Genomic DNA, 19,635 nt, shown 5'->3' with positions numbered 1-19,635 from the left:
TGACCGAGATCTTGGACAGTTACCGTTCAGATGAGACGGGAACTGTCCAAGATCTCGGCCCGGCCGGGCAGCAGGGCGGTGGGTGGCAGCAGGCGGGAGACAGCGGGCAGTGGCGCGCTCAGTCGGGGTGGCCGAGAGCGGCCAAGATGGCCTCGGCGGTGCGCCTGCCGACGCCCGGGACCTCGGTGATCTCCTCGACGGTCGCGGCGGAGAGGCGTTTCAGCGAGCCGAAGTGCCGCAGCAGCGCCTTGCGGCGGACCTCGCCGAGGCCGGGCACGGAGTCCAGCGCGGACTCGGTCATCCGCTTGGAGCGGCGCTGCCGGTGGAAGGTGATGGCGAAGCGGTGCGCCTCGTCGCGTACCCGTTGCAGCAGGTAGAGCGCCTCGGAGTTGCGGGGCAGGATGATCGGGAACTCGTCGTCGGGCAGCCAGACCTCCTCCAGCCGCTTGGCCAGGCCGCACAGCGCGACGTCGTCGACGCCCAGGTCGGCCAGCGCGGCGTGGGCGGCGGCCACCTGCGGCTGGCCGCCGTCGACCACCACCAACTGCGGCGGGTACGCGAACTTCCGGGGCCGGCCGGTGGTCGGGTCCACGCCGGGGCGGTCCGGGTCGGCGGCGGTCTCCTCGCCGATCTCGCCGGTCTCGGCGCGGACGTCGAGGTAGCGGGCGAACCGGCGGCGCAACACCTCGGACATGGCGGACAGGTCGTCGGTGGCGCCCCGGACGACGAACCGGCGGTACTCGCTCTTGCGGGGCAGCCCGTCCTCGAAGACGACCATGCTGGCGACCACGTCGGTGCCCTGCATCTGGGAGACGTCGTAACACTCGATGCGCAACGGCGAGGTGGGCATGTCGAGCGCCTCGGCGATCTCGTCGAGGGCCTTGCCGCGGGTGGTGAGGTCACCGGCCCGCTTGAGCTTGTGCCTGGCCAGGGCGTCGCGCGCGTTGCGCCCGACCGTCTCCAGCAGGGCCTTCTTGTCGCCACGCTGGGGCACCCGCAGCGTGACCCGGCTGCCCCGGCGGGTGGTCAGCCAGTCGGCGAGGGCGTCGGCATCGGCGGGCAGCTCGGGGACGAGCAGCTCCCGGGGGACGTCGGCCTCGCCCTGCTCCCCGCCGTACACCTGGGTGCAGAAGTGGTGGACGAGGTCGCCGGTGGTCAGCTCCTCGGTCTTCTCCACCACCCAGCCGCGCTGGCCGCGGACCCGACCGTCGCGGACGTGGAAGACCTGGACGGCGGACTCCAGGGGGTCGTCGGCGAAGGCGACCACGTCGGCGTCGGTGCCGTCGCCGAGCACGACCGTCTGTTTCTCCAGGGCCCGGCGCAGCGCGGCGACGTCGTCCCGGAGCCGGGCCGCGCGCTCGAACTCCAACTGCTCGCTGGCCTCGGTCATCTCGCGTTCGAGCCGGCGGACCATGGTGTCGGTGCGGCCGGCCATGAAGTCGCAGAAGCCGTCGACGATCTGCCGGTGCCGCTCGGCGCTGACCGTGCCGACGCACGGCGCGGAGCACTTGCCGATGTAGCCGAGCAGGCAGGGCCGACCGACCTGGCCGGCCCGCTTGAACACCCCGGCGGAGCAGGTCCGCGCCGGGAAGACCCGCAGCAGCAGGTCGAGCGTCTCGCGGATCGCCCAGGCGTGCGAGTACGGCCCGAAGTAGCGCACCCCCCTGCGTTTCGCCCCGCGCATCACCTGGAGCCGGGGGTACTCCTCGTCGAGGGTGACCGCGAGGTACGGGTACGACTTGTCGTCGCGGTAGCGGACGTTGAACCTCGGGTCGTACTGCTTGATCTCGGTGAACTCCTGCTGGAGCGCCTCGACCTCGGTGGCCACCGACGTCCACTCCACCGACTCGGCGGTGAAGACCATCTGCCGGGTGCGCTGGTGCAGGCCGACCGGGTCGGCGAAGTAGGAGTTGAGCCGGCTGCGCAGGCTCTTGGCCTTGCCGACGTAGATGACCCGGCCGGTGCCGTCCCGGAAGCGGTAGACCCCGGGGGACTCGGGGATGGTGCCGGGGGCGGGACGGTAGGTCGACGGGTCAGCCACGCTCCGAGCCTAGTCCGTGCCCCCGACACTCCAGGTGAACCAGGCGGCGTGCGGGTAGTGGTCGGACAGCGGCGCGCCGGCCGGGTCGAGGAAGCGCTGGTGCTCGTTGTGGTACCGGTCCAGGGTGAGCCGGAGTTGCCCGTCGCCGCGGTAGAGGATCTTGTCGACGACCTCGCAGGCGTTCGTCACGTCGGCCGGGTCGCAGGTCAGGGCGGGGCTGCCGACGGCCGGGGGCACCCCGCCGCGTTCCTGCTGCACCCACACGTCGGTGAGGCCGTTGGCGGCGACGAAGTCGCCGATGGTGTCGCCGGCGCGGGTGTAGCGGACGTTCAGGTCGCCCATCACGAGCACCGCCCGGCCGGCGGAGTTCGCGGCCACGTACGCGGAGAGCTGGGCGAGGTTGTCCCGGCGGGCGGCCAGGTCCCGCTCGCCGCTGCCGGCGTTGGCGTGCACGTTGTACAGGTCGAGGGACACTCCGTCGGCCAGGTTCAGCCGGGTGAAGGTGAAGCCCTTCGGGGTGAGGCAGTCGGCGCCGGCGCACCGGTTCCAGGTCACCCGGCGCAGGTCGGCGAACGGCAGGTTCGACATGGTGTTGAGGCCGCTGCCGAAGGGCACGCCGCCGCTGGTGCGGGTCCGGTGCGGGTGCCGGTCGGTGGCGTACAGGTCGGCGTGGTAGTTGAAGTCCTCCTGCACGTGCACGACGTCGTAGGCGTTGACCCGCTCGCCGATCGGCCGGGTGTTGACCGCCGGGTTGCCGCCGGAGAGGGGTTCGGGCAGGCCGGCGACGTTGTAGGTGAGCACCGAGAAGGCGCCGCCGGCCGCCACGGGAGCGGGCGCGGCGGTCGCGGGCGCGGGTGTCAGGGCGACGAGCAGCGTCACGGCGGCGAGCAGTCGTACGGGGATCATCCGGCGTCCCTTCTCGACGGTGGCCCGACCGGGCACAGGACATCGAAGGCTATCGAGCATTTGGGTCCCGCTCAACCCGCGGACGCCGGCGCGCCCCGCGCGCCCCGACGGGCGCCCACCCGCCGGGGCGACACATGACTATCGACGCCTTCCAATGTCGGGCGACGCGGCTTACCATCCGGTAACCGAAAGTTCTTCAGGTAGTTCCCGTCCTGAGCCCTGATCCCCAGGCCCCGGAGGATCACCATGCCCCGTCCCACCGCCCGCCGTCTGCTGTCCGGCGCGACCGCCGCCGTGGGCGTCGCCGCCCTGCTCGTCGCCACCCCCGCCCCGCCGTCCACCGCCGCCACCGCCACGGCCGACGCCACCGCCACCGCGACGGCCGACGCCCCCACGACGGCCGCGGCCGGCAGGGCCACCACCACCTTCGCGGCCGACGACTACTGCCTCGGCCAGTGCGCGGACATCCTGCCGCCGGGCCAGAACGGCGACGCCACCCTCGTCGAGATCGTCGCCCACCAGACCCTCGGCACCCAGCCCCGGCACTCCGCCGACCAGCTCGGCCGCTACGCCGACCTGGTGTACGGCTACGCCGGGCTGCGCGAGGACCAGATCGACAACTTTTTCACCGACGCCTCCTTCGGCGTGCCGGCCGGCCAGGTGGAGCGGGACTACTCGCCCCGCGCGGACGTGCGCATCGTGCGGGACCGGGCCACCGGCGTCCCGCACGTCACCGGCGCCACCCGCGCCGGCACCATGTACGGGGCCGGCTACGCCGGCGCCGAGGACCGCCTGTTCACCATGGACCTGATGCGGCGCGTCGGCCGGGGCCGGCTCACCCCGTTCGCCGGTGGCGCGCCCGGCAACCGGGCCCTGGAGCAGAGCGTCTGGCGCAACTCCCCCTACACCGAGGCCGACCTGCAGGCGCAGGTGGAGGCGCTGCGCGCCAAGGGGCCGCGCGGCGAACAGCTCTACGCCGACGTCCGCGACTACATCGCCGGCGTCAACGCGTACATCGGGGTCTGCATGGCCAACCGCAACTGCCCCGGCGAGTACGTCCTGACCGGGCACCTCAACGCCATCACCAACGCGGGCGGCCCGGAGCCGTTCACGATGACCGACCTGATCGCCATCGCCGGCGTGGTCGGCGGCCTCTTCGGCGGCGGGGGCGGCACCGAGATGCAGTCCGCGCTGGTCCGCATCGCCGCCCGGGCGAAGTACGGCCCGACCGAGGGCGACCGGGTGTGGAACGCCTTCCGCGGCCAGAACGACCCGGAGACCGTGCTGACCCTGCACGACGGGCAGAGCTTCCCGTACGGCGCGGCCGACCCGGACGCGCCCAGCGTGGTGCTGCCCGACGCCGGCTCCGCCCGCGTCGAGCCGACCTTCACCGACCCCACCGGCTCGGCCGGGAGAACGTCGGGCGCCGACGACGCCTCCGAGCTGGCGGCGGCGCTGTCCGGGTTGACCATCAGCCCCGCCCACCGGGGCATGTCCAACGCGGCGGTGATCTCCGGGGCGCACACCACCAGCGGCCACCCGGTCGCCGTGTTCGGGCCGCAGACCGGCTACTTCGCCCCGCAACTGCTCATGGTGCAGGAGTTGCAGGGTCCCGGGATCAGCGCCCGGGGCGCCGCCTTCGCCGGACTCAACCTGTACGTGCTGCTCGGCCGGGGTCAGGACTACGCGTGGAGCGCCACCTCCGCCAACCAGGACATCACCGACACGTACGCGGTGCCGCTGTGCGCCACCGACGGCAGCGCGCCCACCCTGGCCAGCAACCACTACCTGTACCGGGGCCAGTGCCTGCCGATGGAGGAGCTGTCGCACGTCAACCGGTGGAAGCCCACCGCCGCCGACAGCACCCCCGAGGGGTCGTACAAGATGGTCGCCCGGCGCACCAGGCTGGGGCTGGTGGCGTGGCGCGGCACGGTCGGCGGGAAACCGCACGCGTTCACCCAGCTCCGGTCGACGTACCGGCACGAGGCCGACTCGGCGATCGGCTTCCAGCTCTTCAACGACCCGTCCCAGATGGGCAGCGCGCAGGCCTTCGTCGCCTCGGCGAGCAACGTCGAGTTCGCGTTCAACTGGTTCTACGTCAACTCCACCGAGTCGGCGTACCTCAACTCGGGACTCAACCCGGTGCGCGCCCCCGGCGCGAACCCGAACCTGCCGATGAGGGCCGACCCGGCGTACGAGTGGCAGGGCTACGACCCGGCCACCAACCGGGCCGACTACACCCCGCTGGCCGCGCACCCGCAGTCGACGAACCAGGACTACTACGTCAGTTGGAACAACAAGCAGGCCAGGGACTACGGGGCCGCCGACGGCAACTTCAGCTACGGCGCGGTGCACCGGGGCGACCTGCTCGACAAGCCCGTCAAGGCCGCGCTCGCGGCCGGACGGAAGTTCGACCGGGCCTCGCTGACCACGCTCGTCGAACGGGCCGGCCTGACCGACCTGCGGGGCGTCGAGGTCCTCGACGAGCTGATCCGGGTGCTGGAGAGCCAACCCGTCGCCGACGCGGCGCTGGCCGCCGAGATCAGCCGGCTCAAGACGTGGCGGCAGGCCGGCGCGCTGCGGGTGGAGACCGCCAAGGGCTCGAAGGTCTACCAGCACGCCGAGGCGATCCGCACCTTCGACGCCTGGTGGCCGCTGCTGGTGCGGGGCATGTTCGCCGCACCGCTCGGACCGGACCTGTACCAGGCGCTGGTGGACACGCTCCGGATCAACGAGTCCCCGTCCGGGCGCCAGCCGGGCGACACGTCGAGCCTGCCCGGCTCGGCCAGCGAGGGCCAGTACCACAAGGGCTCCGCGTTCCAGTACGGCTGGTGGGGCTGGGTCGACAAGGACCTGCGGTCGGTGCTCGGCGAGCCGGTCGCCGGCGGGCTGGGCCGGACGCACTGCGGCGACGGGAGCCTCGCCGGGTGCCGGCAGATCCTGCTGGACACACTGCGCGCGGCGGCGGCCACCCCGGCCACCACCACGTACCCGGGTGACCCGACGTGCGCGGCGGGCGACCAGTGGTGCGCCGACGCGATCGTCCAGTCGCCGCTGGGCGGCATCACCCACGCCCCCACCGCCTGGCAGAACCGGCCCACCTACCAGCAGGTCGTCTCGTTCCCGGCGAAGCGGGGCGACGACCTGACCAACCTGGCCCGGGGACGGACGGCGACCGCCTCCAGCACCCAGCTCGGCTACCCGGCCAGCCGGGCCGTCGACGGTGACCCGGGCACCCGGTGGGCCAGCTCCCGCGCCGACGACCAGTGGCTCAGCGTCGACCTGGGGTCGGCCCGGCCGGTGGGTCGGGTGGTGCTGGCCTGGGAGTCGGCGTACGCGCGGTCGTACCTGATCGAGGTGTCCACCGACGGGAGCGTCTGGCGTACCGTCTGGTCGGCCACGGACGCCGACGGCGGCACGGACGTGGCCGCGTTCCCCGCCCAGACCGCCCGGTACGTCCGGATGCGCGGCCTGACCCGGGGCACCAGCTACGGCTTCTCGCTCTGGGAGATGGCGGTCTACCAGCGCTGACCGCACCACCACGACCGTCGCCCGGGAGCGCCGGCCGGCCCGGGCGGACCGGGCCGGTCGGCGTCAGGCCAGGGAGATCCGGTCGCCGTCGACGACGATCTCCTTCGCCGGCAGCGGCTGGGTGGCCGGGCCCGAGCGCACCGAGCCGTCCTCGATGGAGAACCTGCTGTTGTGGCAGGTGCAGTTGATGGTGCCGCCGTCGACGGCGGAGACCGGGCAACGCTGGTGGGTGCAGATCGGGCTGAACCCCTTGAACACCCCGGCGGTGGGCTGGGTGACCACCACGCCCTTGCTGGCCAGGATCACCCCGCCACCGACCGGGACGTCGGCGGCGCGCACGACCACGTCGGCCGCGCCCGGCTCGCCGCTGCCGTCCGGGGCGGTGGGAGCGGCCGACCCGGGGCCGGCCGGGTCCTCGTCGCCACCGCAGGCGGCCAGCACGACCGCCGCGCCGACCGCGCCGGCGCCGGCCAGCAGGGCCCGCCGGGTCTGCGCGCCGGGCAACCCGTTGTCGTCACTCATCGCCAACCCTCTCTCTCGGCTGCGGGCCGGTCTCATGATCGCGGCCCCACCTGTCGACACGCGTCACCGGCCCCGACGGTTCACCCCACCGACCGCCGACCGCCGACCGCCGCGCCGGGTGGCGACGGTCGCGCGCGGAGCGGGTCACCGGGAGCGGGCCGGGGTCTTGCGTGGGCTGCGGGCGGCCCGGCCGGCGTTGGCCTTCGCCGCGCGGTCGGTGGCCGCCGCCGCGCCCCGGGCGTCCCCGTCGAGGCCGAGCACCGGACGCAGGAACTGGCCGGTGTGGCTGGTCGGCACCTCGGCGACCTCCTCCGGGGTACCGGTGGCCAGCACCGTGCCGCCCCGGTGGCCGCCCTCCGGGCCCATGTCGATCAGCCAGTCGGCGGTCTTGATCACGTCCAGGTTGTGCTCGATGGTGATCACCGTGTTGCCCTTGTCGACCAACCCCTCCAGGACCATCAGCAGCTTGCGGATGTCCTCGAAGTGCAGGCCGGTGGTCGGCTCGTCGAGCACGTAGACCGTCCGTCCGGTGGAGCGTTTCTGCAGCTCGGAGGCGAGCTTGACGCGCTGCGCCTCGCCGCCGGACAGCGTCGGCGCGGGCTGCCCCAGCCGGACGTAGCCGAGACCGACGTCCACCAGCGTCCGCAGGTGCCGGTGGATGGCCGGGATGGCGGAGAAGAACTCGGCGGCCTCCTCGATCGGCATGTCCAGCACGTCGGCGACCGTCTTGCCCTTGTAGCGCACCTCCAGGGTCTCCCGGTTGTACCGGGCGCCCTTGCAGACCTCGCACGGCACGTACACGTCGGGCAGGAAGTTCATCTCGATCCGCAGGGTGCCGTCACCGGAGCACGCCTCGCACCGGCCGCCCTTGACGTTGAACGAGAACCGCCCCGGCCCGTACCCGCGGACCTTGGCCTCGGTGGTCTCGGCGAACAGCTTGCGGACGTGGTCCCACACGCCGGTGTAGGTGGCCGGGTTCGAGCGGGGGGTACGCCCGATCGGCGACTGGTCCACGCCGACGACCTTGTCGACGTGCTCCAGGCCGGTGATCCGGGTGTGCCGGCCGGGCACCAGCCGCGCGCCGTTGATCTGGTTGGCCAGCACCGCGTGCAGGATGTCGTTGACCAGTGTCGACTTGCCGGAGCCGCTGACCCCGGTGACCGCGATGAGCTGCCCCAGCGGGAACGACACGGTCAGGTTGCGCAGGTTGTGCTCCCGCGCCCCGTGCACCACCAGCTCCCGGCCCGCCGTCTGCGGCCGGCGCGTCGCCGGCGTCGGGATCGACTTCCGTCCCGACAGGTACGCGCCGGTGACCGACTCGGGATTGTCCAGCAGCGCCGGCAGCGCCCCGGAGTGCACGATCCGGCCGCCGTGCTCGCCCGCGCCCGGCCCGATGTCGACGATCCAGTCGGCGGTGCGGATGGTGTCCTCGTCGTGCTCGACCACGATCAGCGTGTTGCCCAGCCCGCGCAGCCGCACCAACGTCTCGATCAGCCGGTGGTTGTCCCGCTGGTGCAGGCCGATCGACGGCTCGTCGAGCACGTAGAGCACCCCGACCAGGCCGGAGCCGATCTGGGTGGCCAGCCGGATGCGCTGCGCCTCGCCGCCGGAGAGGGTGCCGGCCGGCCGGTCCAGGGAGAGGTAGTCCAGGCCGACGTCGAGCAGGAAGCGCAGCCGGGCGTTGATCTCCTTGAGCACCCGCTCGGCGATGAGTTTCTGCCGGTCGGTCAGCGCGATGCCGGCGAGCAGGTCGGCGCACTCCCCCACCGACAGGTTGCACACCTCGGCGATGCTCTTGCCGGCCAGGGTCACCGCGAGCACCTCGGGCTTGAGCCGCGCGCCGCCGCAGGCCGCGCAGGGCACGTCGCGCATGTAGCCCTCGTACTTCTCCCGGGACCACTCGCTCTCGGTGTCGGAGTGCCGGCGCTCGATCCACTGCACCACGCCCTCGAAGCCGGTGTAGTAGGAGCGTTCCCGGCCGTACTTGTTGCGGTAGCGCACGTGCACCTGGTCGCCGGAGCCGTGCAGGATGGTCTTCTGCGCCCGGGCCGGCAGCGCCCGCCACGGGGTGTCCAGGTCGAAGTGCTCGCTGTCGCCGAGCGCCTCCAGCAGCCGGAGGAAGTACTCCAGGTTGTGCCCGGTGCCCCACGGCTGGATCGCGCCCTCCCGCAGGGTGCGCTCCGGGTCCGGGATGATCAGCTCCGGGTCGACCTCCTTCTTGGTGCCCAGACCGGTGCACTCCGGGCACGCCCCGTAGGGGGCGTTGAAGGAGAACACCCGGGGTTCCAGGTCCTCGATGGCCAGCGGGTGGTCGTTCGGGCAGGCCAGGTGCTCGGAGTAGCGGCGCTCCCGGTCGGGGTCGCCCTCGGGCAGGTCGACGAAGTCGAGCAGGACCAGCCCGCCGGCGAGGCCGAGGGCGGCCTCCACCGAGTCGGTGAGCCGCTGCTTGGCGCTCGGCTTGACGGTGAGCCGGTCGATGACCACCTCGATGGTGTGTTTCTCCTGCTTCTTGAGCTTGGGCGGCTCGGTCAGCGGGTGCACCACGCCGTCGACCCGGGCCCGGGCGTACCCCTTGGCCTGGAGCTCGGCGAACAGGTCGACGTACTCGCCCTTGCGGCCCCGCACCACCGGGGCGAGCACCATGAACCGGGTGCCCTCGGCCATCGCCAGGACCCGGTCGACGATCTGCTGCGGGCTCTGCCGGGAGATCCGCTCCCCGCAGACCGGGCAGTGCGGCTCGCCGACCCGGGCGAACAGCAGCCGCAGGTAGTCGTAGACCTCGGTGATGGTGCCGACGGTGGAGCGCGGGTTACGCGAGGTGGACTTCTGGTCGATCGACACCGCCGGGCTGAGGCCCTCGATGAAGTCGACGTCGGGTTTGTCCATCTGACCGAGGAACTGCCGGGCGTACGACGACAGCGACTCCACGTAGCGGCGCTGCCCCTCGGCGAAGATCGTGTCGAAGGCCAGGCTCGACTTGCCCGACCCGGAGAGCCCGGTGAAGACGATCAGAGCGTCCCGGGGCAGGTCGAGACTGACGTCACGCAGGTTGTGCTCACGTGCGCCACGGATGATGAGGCGATCGACCACGGTCCGTGTACTCCCGGATTGGCGAGATGAGGAGATCTGTCCGCTCTGATGGTGATCCGAGCGGGCGGTTCGGCGCAGGAAGAGCGCTCCGGCAACTCTAGCCCCGGGGTACGACACTTTCCCGCGCCGACGCATTCCCCCAGCTCAGCCGGGCGACGCCGACCCCGCCCCGAGGTCACTCACCCGACCGGCAGCCGTCACCGAGGGTCACGGACGGGCGGTGTGCCGTCGACCGCGCCGCCAGCCGGGGCCCCGCCGGTCGGCGGCCAGCCGGACCTCCCGACGCCGGCTCTCGAAGGCCAGCTCCCGTTGGAGCTTGCGCCAGCTCTCCCACCGCCGGGCGGTCAGCTCACCGCTGTCCAGCGCCGCCCGGACCGCGCAGCCCGGCTCGACCGCGTGCCCGCAGTCGGTGAACCGGCACGCCCGCGCCAGGGCGACCACGTCGGCGAACGCGTGGTCCAGGCCGTCCGCGCCGTCGAGCAGGCCGACCGCCCGTACCCCCGGCGTGTCCAGCACCGCGCCCCCGCCCGGGACCGGCGTCAGGGCCCGCCACGTCGTGGTGTGCCGGCCCTTGCCGTCGACCCGGCGGATCGCCTGGGTCGGCATCACCGGCGCCCCCACCAGGGCGTTCACCAGGCTCGACTTGCCCGCGCCGGAGATGCCGAGCAGCCCGAGGGTGCGCCCGGGCGTCACCTCGGCGCGCAACGGGTCGAGACCGGTCCCGCGTTCGGCGGCGACCGGCAGCACCGGCGCCCCGGGCGCGACCCGGGCCAACTGGCGGGCCACCGCCGCCGGGTCGGCGGCCAGGTCGGCCTTGCTGAGCACCACCAGCGGCCGGGCCCCGGAGGCGTGCGCCAGGGCCAGCAGCCGCTCCACCCGGGCCACGTCGGAGGCCGGGTGCGCCGGCTCCACCACGGCCACCGCGTCCAGGTTCGCCGCCAGCACCTGCCCCTCGGCGTCCCGGCCGGCGGTCCGCCGGACCAGCGCGGTACGCCGGGGCAGCACCCGCTCCACCGTGACCGGGCCGTCCGGCCAGGAGCCCAGCAGCACCCAGTCCCCCGCGCAGGGCAGGGCGGCCCGGTCCCGGGCCGCGGCGGCCAGCACCGACCCGCCGAGACTCGCCCGGACCGGCCCGTCGGCGCAGAGCACCGTGCAGACCCCCCGGTCGACCCGGGCCACCCGGCCGGGGCGCTGCCCCCGCCGCAGCTCCGCCGCGCGGGCGGCATCCCAACCGAGGGCGGTGAGATCGATAGTCATGGCATCCTCATCGTGGAGAACGGGTGGTCGGCGGGCAGACGTGCTCCGGTCAGCGTGATCGCCACCCCCGTCCCGGCCCGTGCCCGCGTCGATACCGAACGGTAAGGGGCGGCGGCGACACGCCGAAACCGATTTCCGCCGCCGCCGGCCCGTGCTGGCTAGGGTCGTCCACGGCGTGCCGCACCCGACGCCTCCCGTCGGGGAGGGATGCCGTCCTGACGCCCGGGGTAGAGGAAGGGTCCCTTCGTCGCGACCGCAGGGGCGCCGAGCCGACCGGAATGGATGTGGAGCAGGTCATGACCTACACCGGAGACGTCACCCCCGGCGGCCCGCCGGCCGTACGTGAGCTCGACCGGCTGACCATCGCCAAGCTGTCGGTCGGGCCGATGGACAACAACGCGTACCTGCTGCGGTGCCGGGCGACCGGCGCGCAGGTGCTCGTCGACGCGGCCAACGAGGCGCCCCGGCTGCTCGACCTGGTCGGCGACGCCGGGTTGACCACCGTGGTCACCACCCACCGGCACATGGACCACTGGGTGGCCCTGGAGGAGGTGGTGGCGACCACCGGCGCCCGCTCGCTGGCGCACGCCGCCGACGTCGAAGGGCTGCCGATCCCGTCGGAGTCCCTCGCCGAGGGCGACACCGTGCCGGTCGGCGAGTGCGCCCTGGAGGTGATCCACCTCGTCGGGCACACGCCGGGCTCGATCGCGCTGCTCTACCGGGACCCGGCCGGCGGCCCGCACCTGTTCACCGGCGACTCCCTCTTCCCCGGCGGGGTGGGCAACACCGAGCAGGACCCGCAGCGGTTCGGCGCGCTCATCGACGACGTCGAGGGCAAACTGTTCGACCGGCTGCCCGACGAGACGTGGTTCTACCCGGGCCACGGGAAGGATTCCACGCTGGGCGCGGAGCGGCCCGCGCTGCCGCAGTGGCGGACCCGCGGCTGGTAGCCGACCGGGTCGCTGGCGACCCGGGTCAGGTCGTCTGGCCCGGCCGGCTGCCTGCGGCCGGGCCAGGCGGACAGCCGGGCCAGGCGGACAGCCGGGCCGGTCAGGTGGTGGCCCGCAGCCGGCGGCGACTGGCCAGCAGCACCACCAGACCGAATACCATCCCGAACCCGAGGGTGCCCCAGGTGGCCGACGCGCCGGGCAGCAGGCCGCCCAGCGACCGGGCCAGCGCGCCGAGCAGCACGTAGAGGCCCGCCCACAGCGCCGCGCCGGCGGTCGCGCAGCCCAGGAACCGCCGGTACGACATGCGCAGCCCGCCCGCGGCCAGCGGCAGCAGCGCGTTGAACACCGGCAGGAACGGCGCGACCAGCACCATCCGGCCACCGCCGGCGCGCAGGATGCCCTCGGCCGCCGCCCAGCGCTCCTCACCGATCCAGCCGCCCACCCGGCTGCCGCGCAACCGTCGGCCGAAGTGCCGGCCGACCAGGAAGCTCACCGACCAGCCGGCCAGGCAGCCGGCCACCACCGCGGTGAACGAGGCGAACGTCGCGGCGGGCTGCCCCACCCCCACCGCCGCCAGCACCGCCACGTCCCCGGGGACGAGCACGCCGACCAGCGGGATGGCGTCGAAGAGCATGACCACCCCGAGCACTCCCATCAGCATGGTGGTGGGCAACTCGCCGATCTGGGTCAGCCACTGCGTCATACCGAGCACGCTATGCCGACCACGCCCGGGTCCACATGGGGCTTCGGCCCCGGATTTTCCCTGAGATCCGCCCCCGGGGGGTCGGGCCGCGCCGGCCCGCCGCCGACCGTTCCGGGCGCGCCCCGGCACTTCGGGCCGCGTATTCCAGCCGGGCGGGTTAGTGTCGGGAGGATACGGGGCGATCATCCACGGCACGTGGGTGGTCGCCCGCTGGAACAGGGAGAGAGACGCATGGCAACCGGCACAGTCAAGTGGTTCAACTCGGAGAAGGGCTTCGGCTTCATCGAGCAGGACGGTGGAGGCCCGGACGTGTTCGTCCACTACTCGGCGATCGCGACCAGCGGTTACCGGGAGTTGACCGAGGGGCAGAAGGTCGAGTTCGAGGTGACGCAGGGTCAGAAGGGTCCGCAGGCGGACGACGTACGCCCCCTGTAGAGCGTCCGCCGGCCCTCACGGGACGGTCAGGTACAACGCGGACGGGTGCGCGGGGTCGTGCAACACGTCCCGCCACCCGGCCCGCAGGGTGACCGCCGCCCCGAGTGGCTCGCCGGTGCCCGGGTTGCGGGCGTAGCGGGGGTGCGCGCCCCCGGTGACCTGCGTCCGCAACCGGTGCCCGGCAGCGAACCGGTGTGCCGCCGGCCACAGCGGCACCGGCACCCGCGTCGTGCCGGCGTCGTCGGTCGGGAAACGTCCGGGCCAGATCCGCACCAGCCCGTCGCAGACGTTCCAGGACCGGCCGCGCCGGTCCACGTCACACAGCCGCACGAACACGTCCAGGTACGCCAGTTCGCTGCGCACGTACACCTCGGCGCGCACCGGGCCGATGATCTCCAACGGGGCGGCCAGCGGGTCGCTGGTGTAGGTGAGCACGTCGGGGCGGGCCTCCACCGGACGGTTGTCCACCGGCCCGGCCCGCTGGGCGACCAGCAGCGGCCCGCCCAGCGAGGGCGTCGGGTCGGCCGGGTCGTACCGGAACCGGTCCGCCGCGCAGGCCGGCGGCGGCTCGGGTCGCAGCGCCGCCCCGGGGTGCAGGTGCCAGGTGGCCAGCCGGGTCGGCGGCGGCCAGTCGGCCAGTTCCCGCCAGCCGCCTCCGGCGCCACCCACGTATACCCGTACCGGCGCGTCCCCGACCGCCGTCGACGGCCCGGCGACATGCTCCGGCTCGGTGAGCCGGTCGGGCGTGACGTCCGGCCCGACGGCGCGGTCAGGTCCGGTGGCGCGGTCAGGTCCGGTGGCGCGGTCAGGTGCGGTGGCGCGGTCAGGTCCGGTGGTCGACCCGGTGCCGACGTCCGGCCCGGGGGCGTGGCGCGGGCGGGCGGGCGCGGGCGGGTGGTGACCGGCCAGGTGGGTGTCGAACCAGGCCAGCCCGTCCCGTACGGCGGTGAGCAGCAGGCCGGGGCTGCCGTGCGTCCACGGGCCGACGGTGAGCCGGGTCGGCACGCCCGCCGCGCGCAGGGCGGCGTGGTCGGTGAGCTGCGCGGGCAGGAAGATGTCGTGCCAGCCGCTGACCATGAGCACCGGGGCGCGCACCTCGGCGAGTCGGCCGTCGAAGACCCGGTCCCGCCAGTACGCGGCGTCGGGCGTGTGGTGGCGCAGCCACTCCTGGAAGAACGGGACGGTCACCCCGGTGGCGACCCGGTCCGCCTCGGCCAGCGGCAGGTGGGCCAGGCCGGCGGTCAGCCGGGGCTGCCCGCGTTTGAGCTCCCACTGCCGGGCCAGCCACGGCACGGTCTGCGCCTGGATCAGCTCCGCCCAGGTCAGCACGGCGTCCAGCGCGAACGCCTCACCGGCGTACGTGGAGTCGCGGGTGGCCGAGGCGGTGACCACCGCCACCATGGCGCGCAGCTCGTCGCCGGCCTCGGCGGCCAGCGCCCACTGCCCGAAGCCCTGGTAGCTGACGCCGAACGCGCCGAACGCGCCGGTGTACCAGGGTTGCCGGCGCAGCCAGTCGAGGGTGTCCAGGCCGTCGTCGCGTTCGTGCGCCAGCGGGTCGAAGTCGCCGCCGGAGCCGTGCGTGCCCCGGCAGGACTGGACCACCACGTGGTAGCCGCGGGCGGCGATCAGCCGACCGAGCAGCCGGGCGGGCCCGCCCCGCCCGTACGGGGTGCGGATCAGCACGGTGGGCGCGGCGGGCAGGTCGGGGGCGTGGTGGTCGGTGCGCAGCGCCGCCCCGTCGCGGACCCGGACGGCCAGGTCGCGGGTCAGGGTGACCCGGGCGCGGACGGGCGGCAGCCGCAGCAGGTCGGTGGTGAGCCGGTCGAGCACCGGTCAGCCCTCCGTACGCTCGGGTGGCTCGGCGCGGGCGGCCCGTACGGCGTCGCGGTGCTGCCGCAGGGAGGCGCTCATCCCCACCATGAACCGGTGCACGGTCTCCAGCTCGGCGTCGGTGAACCCGGCCATCACGGCGTCGGTGCGGGAGCCCAGCGGCTGGAAGAACTCCATCGCCAGGGCGGCGCCCCGGTCGGCGTAGCGCAGCAGGATCTTGCGGCGGTCGGTGGCGCCCCGGTCGCGGCGGATGTGTCCGCCGCGTTCCAGCCGGTCGACCAGGGCGGTGACCGCGCCGGAGGAGAGGTGGAGTTGCTCGCCGAGCCGGCCGGGGGTGGTCGGGTCGCCGAGCAGCTCGGCGTCCATCACCGCGATCAGGGCCTGCAGGTCGGTGCCGTTGAGCCCGTGCAGGCCGGCGAAGGCGTGGCCGACGTGCTGGGCGTCCACCGCGTACCGCCGGAGGTTGTTGGTGATCTCGGCGACGAGCTGCTCGCGCCGGGTGTCGCGCCGCCGGTACATGCCGTGCCCTGTCACCTCGCGCCGCTTCTCCTCCCGCGACCACCGGGGTCGTCCGCGGTTGCAGCCTACCGCACCGGCCGATAATCTCGACCATCAAGATACTTGAGAAGCAGTATTTCCTGAGACGGTGAGGCTTCGATGTCCCTGTTCACCCGCGTCGCCCGGGGCCGGTTGGCCGCCTGGCTCACCGTGGTCGCCGCGATCGTCGTCGGCGGAGTCGTCTTCGGGCTGCCCACCCCCGACAACCCGCCGCCCGTCTCCGCCACCGGCCTGTCCACCCAGTGGCAGTCTACCCAGGTCGAACGCCTCCAGGAACGGCTGCCGTCGGCCGACGTGCAACCGGCGATCGTGGTGCTCAGCCGCGCCGACGGCGACCCGCTCACCGACACCGACCGCGCCGCCGTCACCACCACCGCCGACGAGCTGACCCGGCACGCCGACGGCGGTCGCGTCGCCCCGCCGCAGATCTCCCCGGACGGCACGGTGGCCCTGCTCGTCGTGCCGTTCTCCACCGCCGGCGGTCAGGACGCCGTCGCCGAGCAGGTCGCCGCGCTCCGCGACGACCTCACCGACCTGGCCGACCCGCTGCGCGCGGAAGTGACCGGCGCGCCCGCCTTCACCGCCGACCTCACCCGGGTCTTCGAAGGCGCCGACGTCACCCTCCTCGCGGTCACCGCCGGCGTCGTCGCGCTGCTGCTGCTGATCACCTACCGCAGCCCGTTGCTGTGGATCGTGCCGCTGGCCATCGTCGCCGCCACCGAACAGATCACCCTGCGCGCCATCGAGACCGTCGTCCCGGCCGTCGGGATCAACCTGCAGACCGGCGCGGTCACCGGCATCGCCAGCGTGCTGGTCTTCGGCGCGGCCACCGACTACGCGCTGCTGCTCATCGCCCGCTACCGGGAGGAGCTGCGCCGCGACGACGACCGGTTCACCGCCATGCGCGCCGCCCTGCGCCGCACCGCCGAACCGATCCTGGCCAGCGGCGGCACCGTCGTCCTCGGGGTGCTCACCCTGCTGCTGTCCGAGCAGGAGACCAACCGGGCCCTCGCCGTGGCCTGCGCCACCGGCGTGCTGTTCGCCATGCTCTCCGCGCTGTTCGTGCTGCCCGCCGCGCTGGTGCTGTGCGGTCGGGGCCTGTTCTGGCCGTTCGTGCCCCGCGTCGGCGCCCCCGCCCGGGAGGGACGGATCTGGGGCCGCCTCGGCGCGGTCGTGGTCCGCCGCCCGGTCCCGGTCGCGGCGCTGTCCGTGCTGCTGCTGGCCGGCCTCGCCGCCGGTGGGCTCGGCATCCGCACCGGCCTGTCCGAGACCGAACAGTTCCGGGTGGAGCCCGAGGCCGTCGCCGGGGCGCAGACCCTGGCCCGGGCCTTCCCCGCCGGCGCGACCGCGCCGGTCGCCGTGCTCACCGCCCCGACGGCCGTGCCGGCCGTCGCCGCCGCCGCCGAGGCCGTGCCCGGCGTCGCCTCCGTCCGCCCCGGCGACACCGGCGCCGACATCGCCCAGCTCGACGTCGTGCTCGACGCCGAGCCCGGCACCCCCGCCGCCGACCGGGCCATCGTGGCGCTACGCGACGCCGTCGCCGCCGTCGACGGCTCCGCGCCGCCCACGGTCGACGGACTCGACGCCTTCGACGGGGCGGTGGTCGGCGGCACCGTCGCCGCCACCCACGACTCCGACGAGGCCAACGGCCGGGACCTGCGGCTCATCCTGCCGATCATCCTGCTGCTCGTCCTGGCGGTGCTGGTGGCGCTGCTGCGTGGCCTGCTCGCGCCGCTGCTGCTGGTGCTGACCGTGGTGGCGTCGTTCTTCGCCAGCCTCGGCGCGGCGTGGCTGCTCTTCGACCACGTGCTCGGCTTCCCCGCCCTGGACAGCGGCGTCCTGCTGCTGGCCTTCGTGTTCCTCGTCGCCCTCGGCGTCGACTACAACATCTTTCTGGTCACCCGGGCCCGCGAGGACGCCCGCCGGGCCGGCACCCGCGACGGCATGCTCTCCGCGCTACGGGTCACCGGCGGCGTCATCACCAGCGCGGGCGTCCTGCTCGCCGCCGTGTTCGCCGTCCTCGGGGTGCTGCCGCTGATCCTGCTCACCCAGATCGGCGTCATCGTCTGCATCGGGGTGCTGCTGGACACCCTGCTGGTCCGTACCGTCCTGGTGCCGGCCCTGGCGTTCCTGCTCGGCGACCGGTTCTGGTGGCCCGGCCGGATCCGCCCGGAACACCGGGCCGACACCCCCGCCCCGGCGGCGGACGAGCCCGCCCCGCGCTGACCCACCGGCCGCGTCGGGTGGCCGGCGGCGCCGCCGGCCACCCGACGCGGTCACACCCCGATCCCGGCCCAGTCACCCCAGATCGCGAAGGTCATCCCCCGGCTGGCCTGGATGTTGACGAACAGGGTGTGCCCGTCCGGGCTGAACGTCGACCCGGCGAACTCGTCGTTCGACCGGTCCACGCCGGTGCTGCTGGTCAACCTGTTCAAGGCGATGTCGAACAGCTCCCCACGCGGGGTCAACCCCCGGATGAAGTTGTCCGCCGCGTTGTCCTCGCAGACCACCAGGGTGCCGCGCGGGCTGGTGGTGACGTTGTCCGGGAAGTCCAGCACGTCCGGACCGGGCGACTCGTACACCAGCCGCAGCACCCCGGCCCGGCAGTCGTACGCCCACACCTGACCGTGCCCGTTGCCGTAGCCGTCGGCGACCGGCCCGGTCGACGGCTCTGCCGGCCCGCCGCCCTGGGTCGCGGTGAAGTACACCACCCCGTCGTCGTACACCGCCCCTTCCAACCGCGAGAAGTACGCCGCGCCCCGCGACCAGCCCTGCCGCGCCACGTACGTCAGAGCGGTGTCGTTGCTGGTCGGCGCGGTCTCACCGGGCGTGTACGGAAACGTCGGCGCCGGATCGTCGATGTCCACCCACTCCACCGGGTACGTGGCGTGCCGGCGCTGCCCGGCCGCCAGGTCCCGGTTCGGCCGCCCCCGCACCGCGAGCATCTGCAACCGGCCCCCGTCGGCCAGCCGACCGGTCCGCATCGGATCCTCCGGCGGCGTGTACCGGTAGAAGCCGGACGGGAAACCGAAGTTGTCCTCGGTCAGGTACAGGTGCCCGCCCCGCGGATCGTAGGCCACCGACTCGTGGGCGAACCGGCCGGCCGCGGTGACCGGCTGCCGGTCCGAGCGTCCGTCGGCGGGCACCTCGAAGACGAAACCGTGCGGTCTGGTCAACGGCACGTTCGACGCGCCGGTGAAGTCCGGGCCGACGTCCGGCCCGTTGACCGTCTCCTCGCAGGAGATCCAGCTCCCCCACGGCATCCGGCCGCCGGAGCAGTTCATCATCGTGCCGTTCAGGCTGGTCCAGGCCCGCCGCACCACGCCGGAACGGGTCACCTCCACGGTGGTGGTGCCGCCCTGGGCCATCGGGTCGTACGCCTGGGCGGCGTCACCGAACGCCGGCCCGGGGTTGTTGACCTCGTGGTTACGGACCAACCGCACCGTGCCGCCGGGCCCCCGGAACGCGCCCATGCCGTCGTGCCGGCCGGGCAGGTCGGTGCCGTCGTCGAGCACCACCGGGGACTCGGTGTCGTGGAACGACCGGTACGCGAACCCGTCGGGCAGCCACAGGCGCACCGCGCCGTCACGCAGGTCGGGCACCGGCCCGAGGGACGGACGGGGACGCGGGCGACGGCCGGCGGCGCCGGCCGCGTCGCGGGCCACGAACCCGAGGAACGGTCCGCCGAGGACCGCGCCGCCGGCCACCACGGCCGCGCCACGCAACAGGCCACGCCGATTGACGTCAGGCATGAGGGGACTCCTTGTCGCCGGGCCGGCCACGGAGACGGCCGGCCCGGTGATCCTCACCAG

Annotated in this window: 12 protein-coding genes and 1 pseudogene; 4 read left to right on the top strand and 9 right to left on the bottom strand. The window is 73.9% G+C overall.

The genetic code is table 11. The features are described 5' to 3' along the window. Positions 1-118 precede the first annotated feature (118 nt). Both uvrC and O7606_RS01605 read right to left on the bottom strand, forming a co-directional pair. Positions 119-2,041: an excinuclease ABC subunit UvrC gene (gene uvrC / locus O7606_RS01610; protein ID WP_281597189.1), complete on the bottom strand. Its 1,923-nt coding sequence runs from the start codon at positions 2,039-2,041 to the stop codon at positions 119-121. Between the two features lie 9 nt (positions 2,042-2,050). Next, the gene (locus O7606_RS01605; protein ID WP_281597188.1) at positions 2,051-2,947 is read right to left on the bottom strand and encodes a hypothetical protein; all 897 of its coding nucleotides are present in this window, start codon (positions 2,945-2,947) and stop codon (positions 2,051-2,053) included. 246 nt (positions 2,948-3,193) lie between these two features. Here O7606_RS01605 and O7606_RS01600 point away from each other — a divergent pair, with 246 nt between their 5' ends. Then, positions 3,194-6,478 (top strand): penicillin acylase family protein, encoded by a 3,285-nt coding sequence (locus O7606_RS01600; protein ID WP_281597187.1) that lies wholly within the window; start codon positions 3,194-3,196, stop codon positions 6,476-6,478. A 63-nt stretch (positions 6,479-6,541) separates the two neighbouring features. Here the strand turns inward: O7606_RS01600 and O7606_RS01595 are convergent, their stop codons facing one another. The 3 genes and pseudogenes from O7606_RS01595 to rsgA form a co-directional block, all read right to left on the bottom strand. Continuing rightward, positions 6,542-7,000, bottom strand: coding sequence for a Rieske (2Fe-2S) protein (locus tag O7606_RS01595; RefSeq protein WP_281597186.1), 459 nt, complete (start codon positions 6,998-7,000; stop codon positions 6,542-6,544). A gap of 195 nt (positions 7,001-7,195) precedes the next feature. Next, positions 7,196-10,090 (bottom strand): annotated as a pseudogene (gene uvrA / locus O7606_RS01590) (excinuclease ABC subunit UvrA); the annotation flags it as partial. Positions 10,091-10,297: 207 nt separating this feature from the next. Further along, the gene (rsgA, locus tag O7606_RS01585; protein ID WP_281597184.1) at positions 10,298-11,347 is read right to left on the bottom strand and encodes a ribosome small subunit-dependent GTPase A; all 1,050 of its coding nucleotides are present in this window, start codon (positions 11,345-11,347) and stop codon (positions 10,298-10,300) included. A gap of 296 nt (positions 11,348-11,643) precedes the next feature. Here rsgA and O7606_RS01580 point away from each other — a divergent pair, with 296 nt between their 5' ends. After that, positions 11,644-12,297 carry an MBL fold metallo-hydrolase gene (locus O7606_RS01580; protein ID WP_281597183.1) on the top strand — a complete coding sequence of 218 codons (654 nt, stop codon included), beginning with the start codon at positions 11,644-11,646 and terminating at the stop codon, positions 12,295-12,297. A gap of 100 nt (positions 12,298-12,397) precedes the next feature. On the opposite strand, the gene O7606_RS01575 is transcribed toward O7606_RS01580, so the two are convergent. Further along, positions 12,398-13,000: a VTT domain-containing protein gene (locus tag O7606_RS01575; protein ID WP_281597182.1), complete on the bottom strand. Its 603-nt coding sequence runs from the start codon at positions 12,998-13,000 to the stop codon at positions 12,398-12,400. A gap of 231 nt (positions 13,001-13,231) precedes the next feature. On the opposite strand from O7606_RS01575, the gene O7606_RS01570 reads away from it, so the two are divergent. Continuing rightward, the gene (locus tag O7606_RS01570; RefSeq protein ID WP_281597181.1) at positions 13,232-13,435 is read left to right on the top strand and encodes a cold-shock protein; all 204 of its coding nucleotides are present in this window, start codon (positions 13,232-13,234) and stop codon (positions 13,433-13,435) included. Positions 13,436-13,450: 15 nt separating this feature from the next. Here O7606_RS01570 and O7606_RS01565 read toward each other — a convergent pair whose 3' ends face one another. After that, on the bottom strand, positions 13,451-15,265 hold the full coding sequence (locus O7606_RS01565; RefSeq protein ID WP_281597180.1) for a CocE/NonD family hydrolase: 1,815 nt from the start codon (positions 15,263-15,265) through the stop codon (positions 13,451-13,453). Positions 15,266-15,268: 3 nt separating this feature from the next. Then, complete coding sequence (locus O7606_RS01560; RefSeq protein ID WP_281599442.1) at positions 15,269-15,784, bottom strand: MarR family transcriptional regulator; 516 nt, start codon at positions 15,782-15,784, stop codon at positions 15,269-15,271. Positions 15,785-15,922: 138 nt separating this feature from the next. Between O7606_RS01560 and O7606_RS01555 the strand changes: the two genes are divergently transcribed. After that, positions 15,923-18,049: an efflux RND transporter permease subunit gene (locus tag O7606_RS01555; protein WP_281597179.1), complete on the top strand. Its 2,127-nt coding sequence runs from the start codon at positions 15,923-15,925 to the stop codon at positions 18,047-18,049. Between the two features lie 50 nt (positions 18,050-18,099). Here O7606_RS01555 and O7606_RS01550 read toward each other — a convergent pair whose 3' ends face one another. Continuing rightward, the gene (locus O7606_RS01550; protein ID WP_281597178.1) at positions 18,100-19,575 is read right to left on the bottom strand and encodes an alkaline phosphatase PhoX; all 1,476 of its coding nucleotides are present in this window, start codon (positions 19,573-19,575) and stop codon (positions 18,100-18,102) included. Between the last annotated feature and the right edge of the window lie 60 nt (positions 19,576-19,635).

The organism is Micromonospora sp. WMMD882 (assembly GCF_027497255.1).
Taxonomy (GTDB): domain Bacteria; phylum Actinomycetota; class Actinomycetes; order Mycobacteriales; family Micromonosporaceae; genus Micromonospora.
The sequence above is the reverse complement of the archived record's forward strand: the minus strand, read 5'-3'. Positions and strand labels throughout refer to the sequence as shown.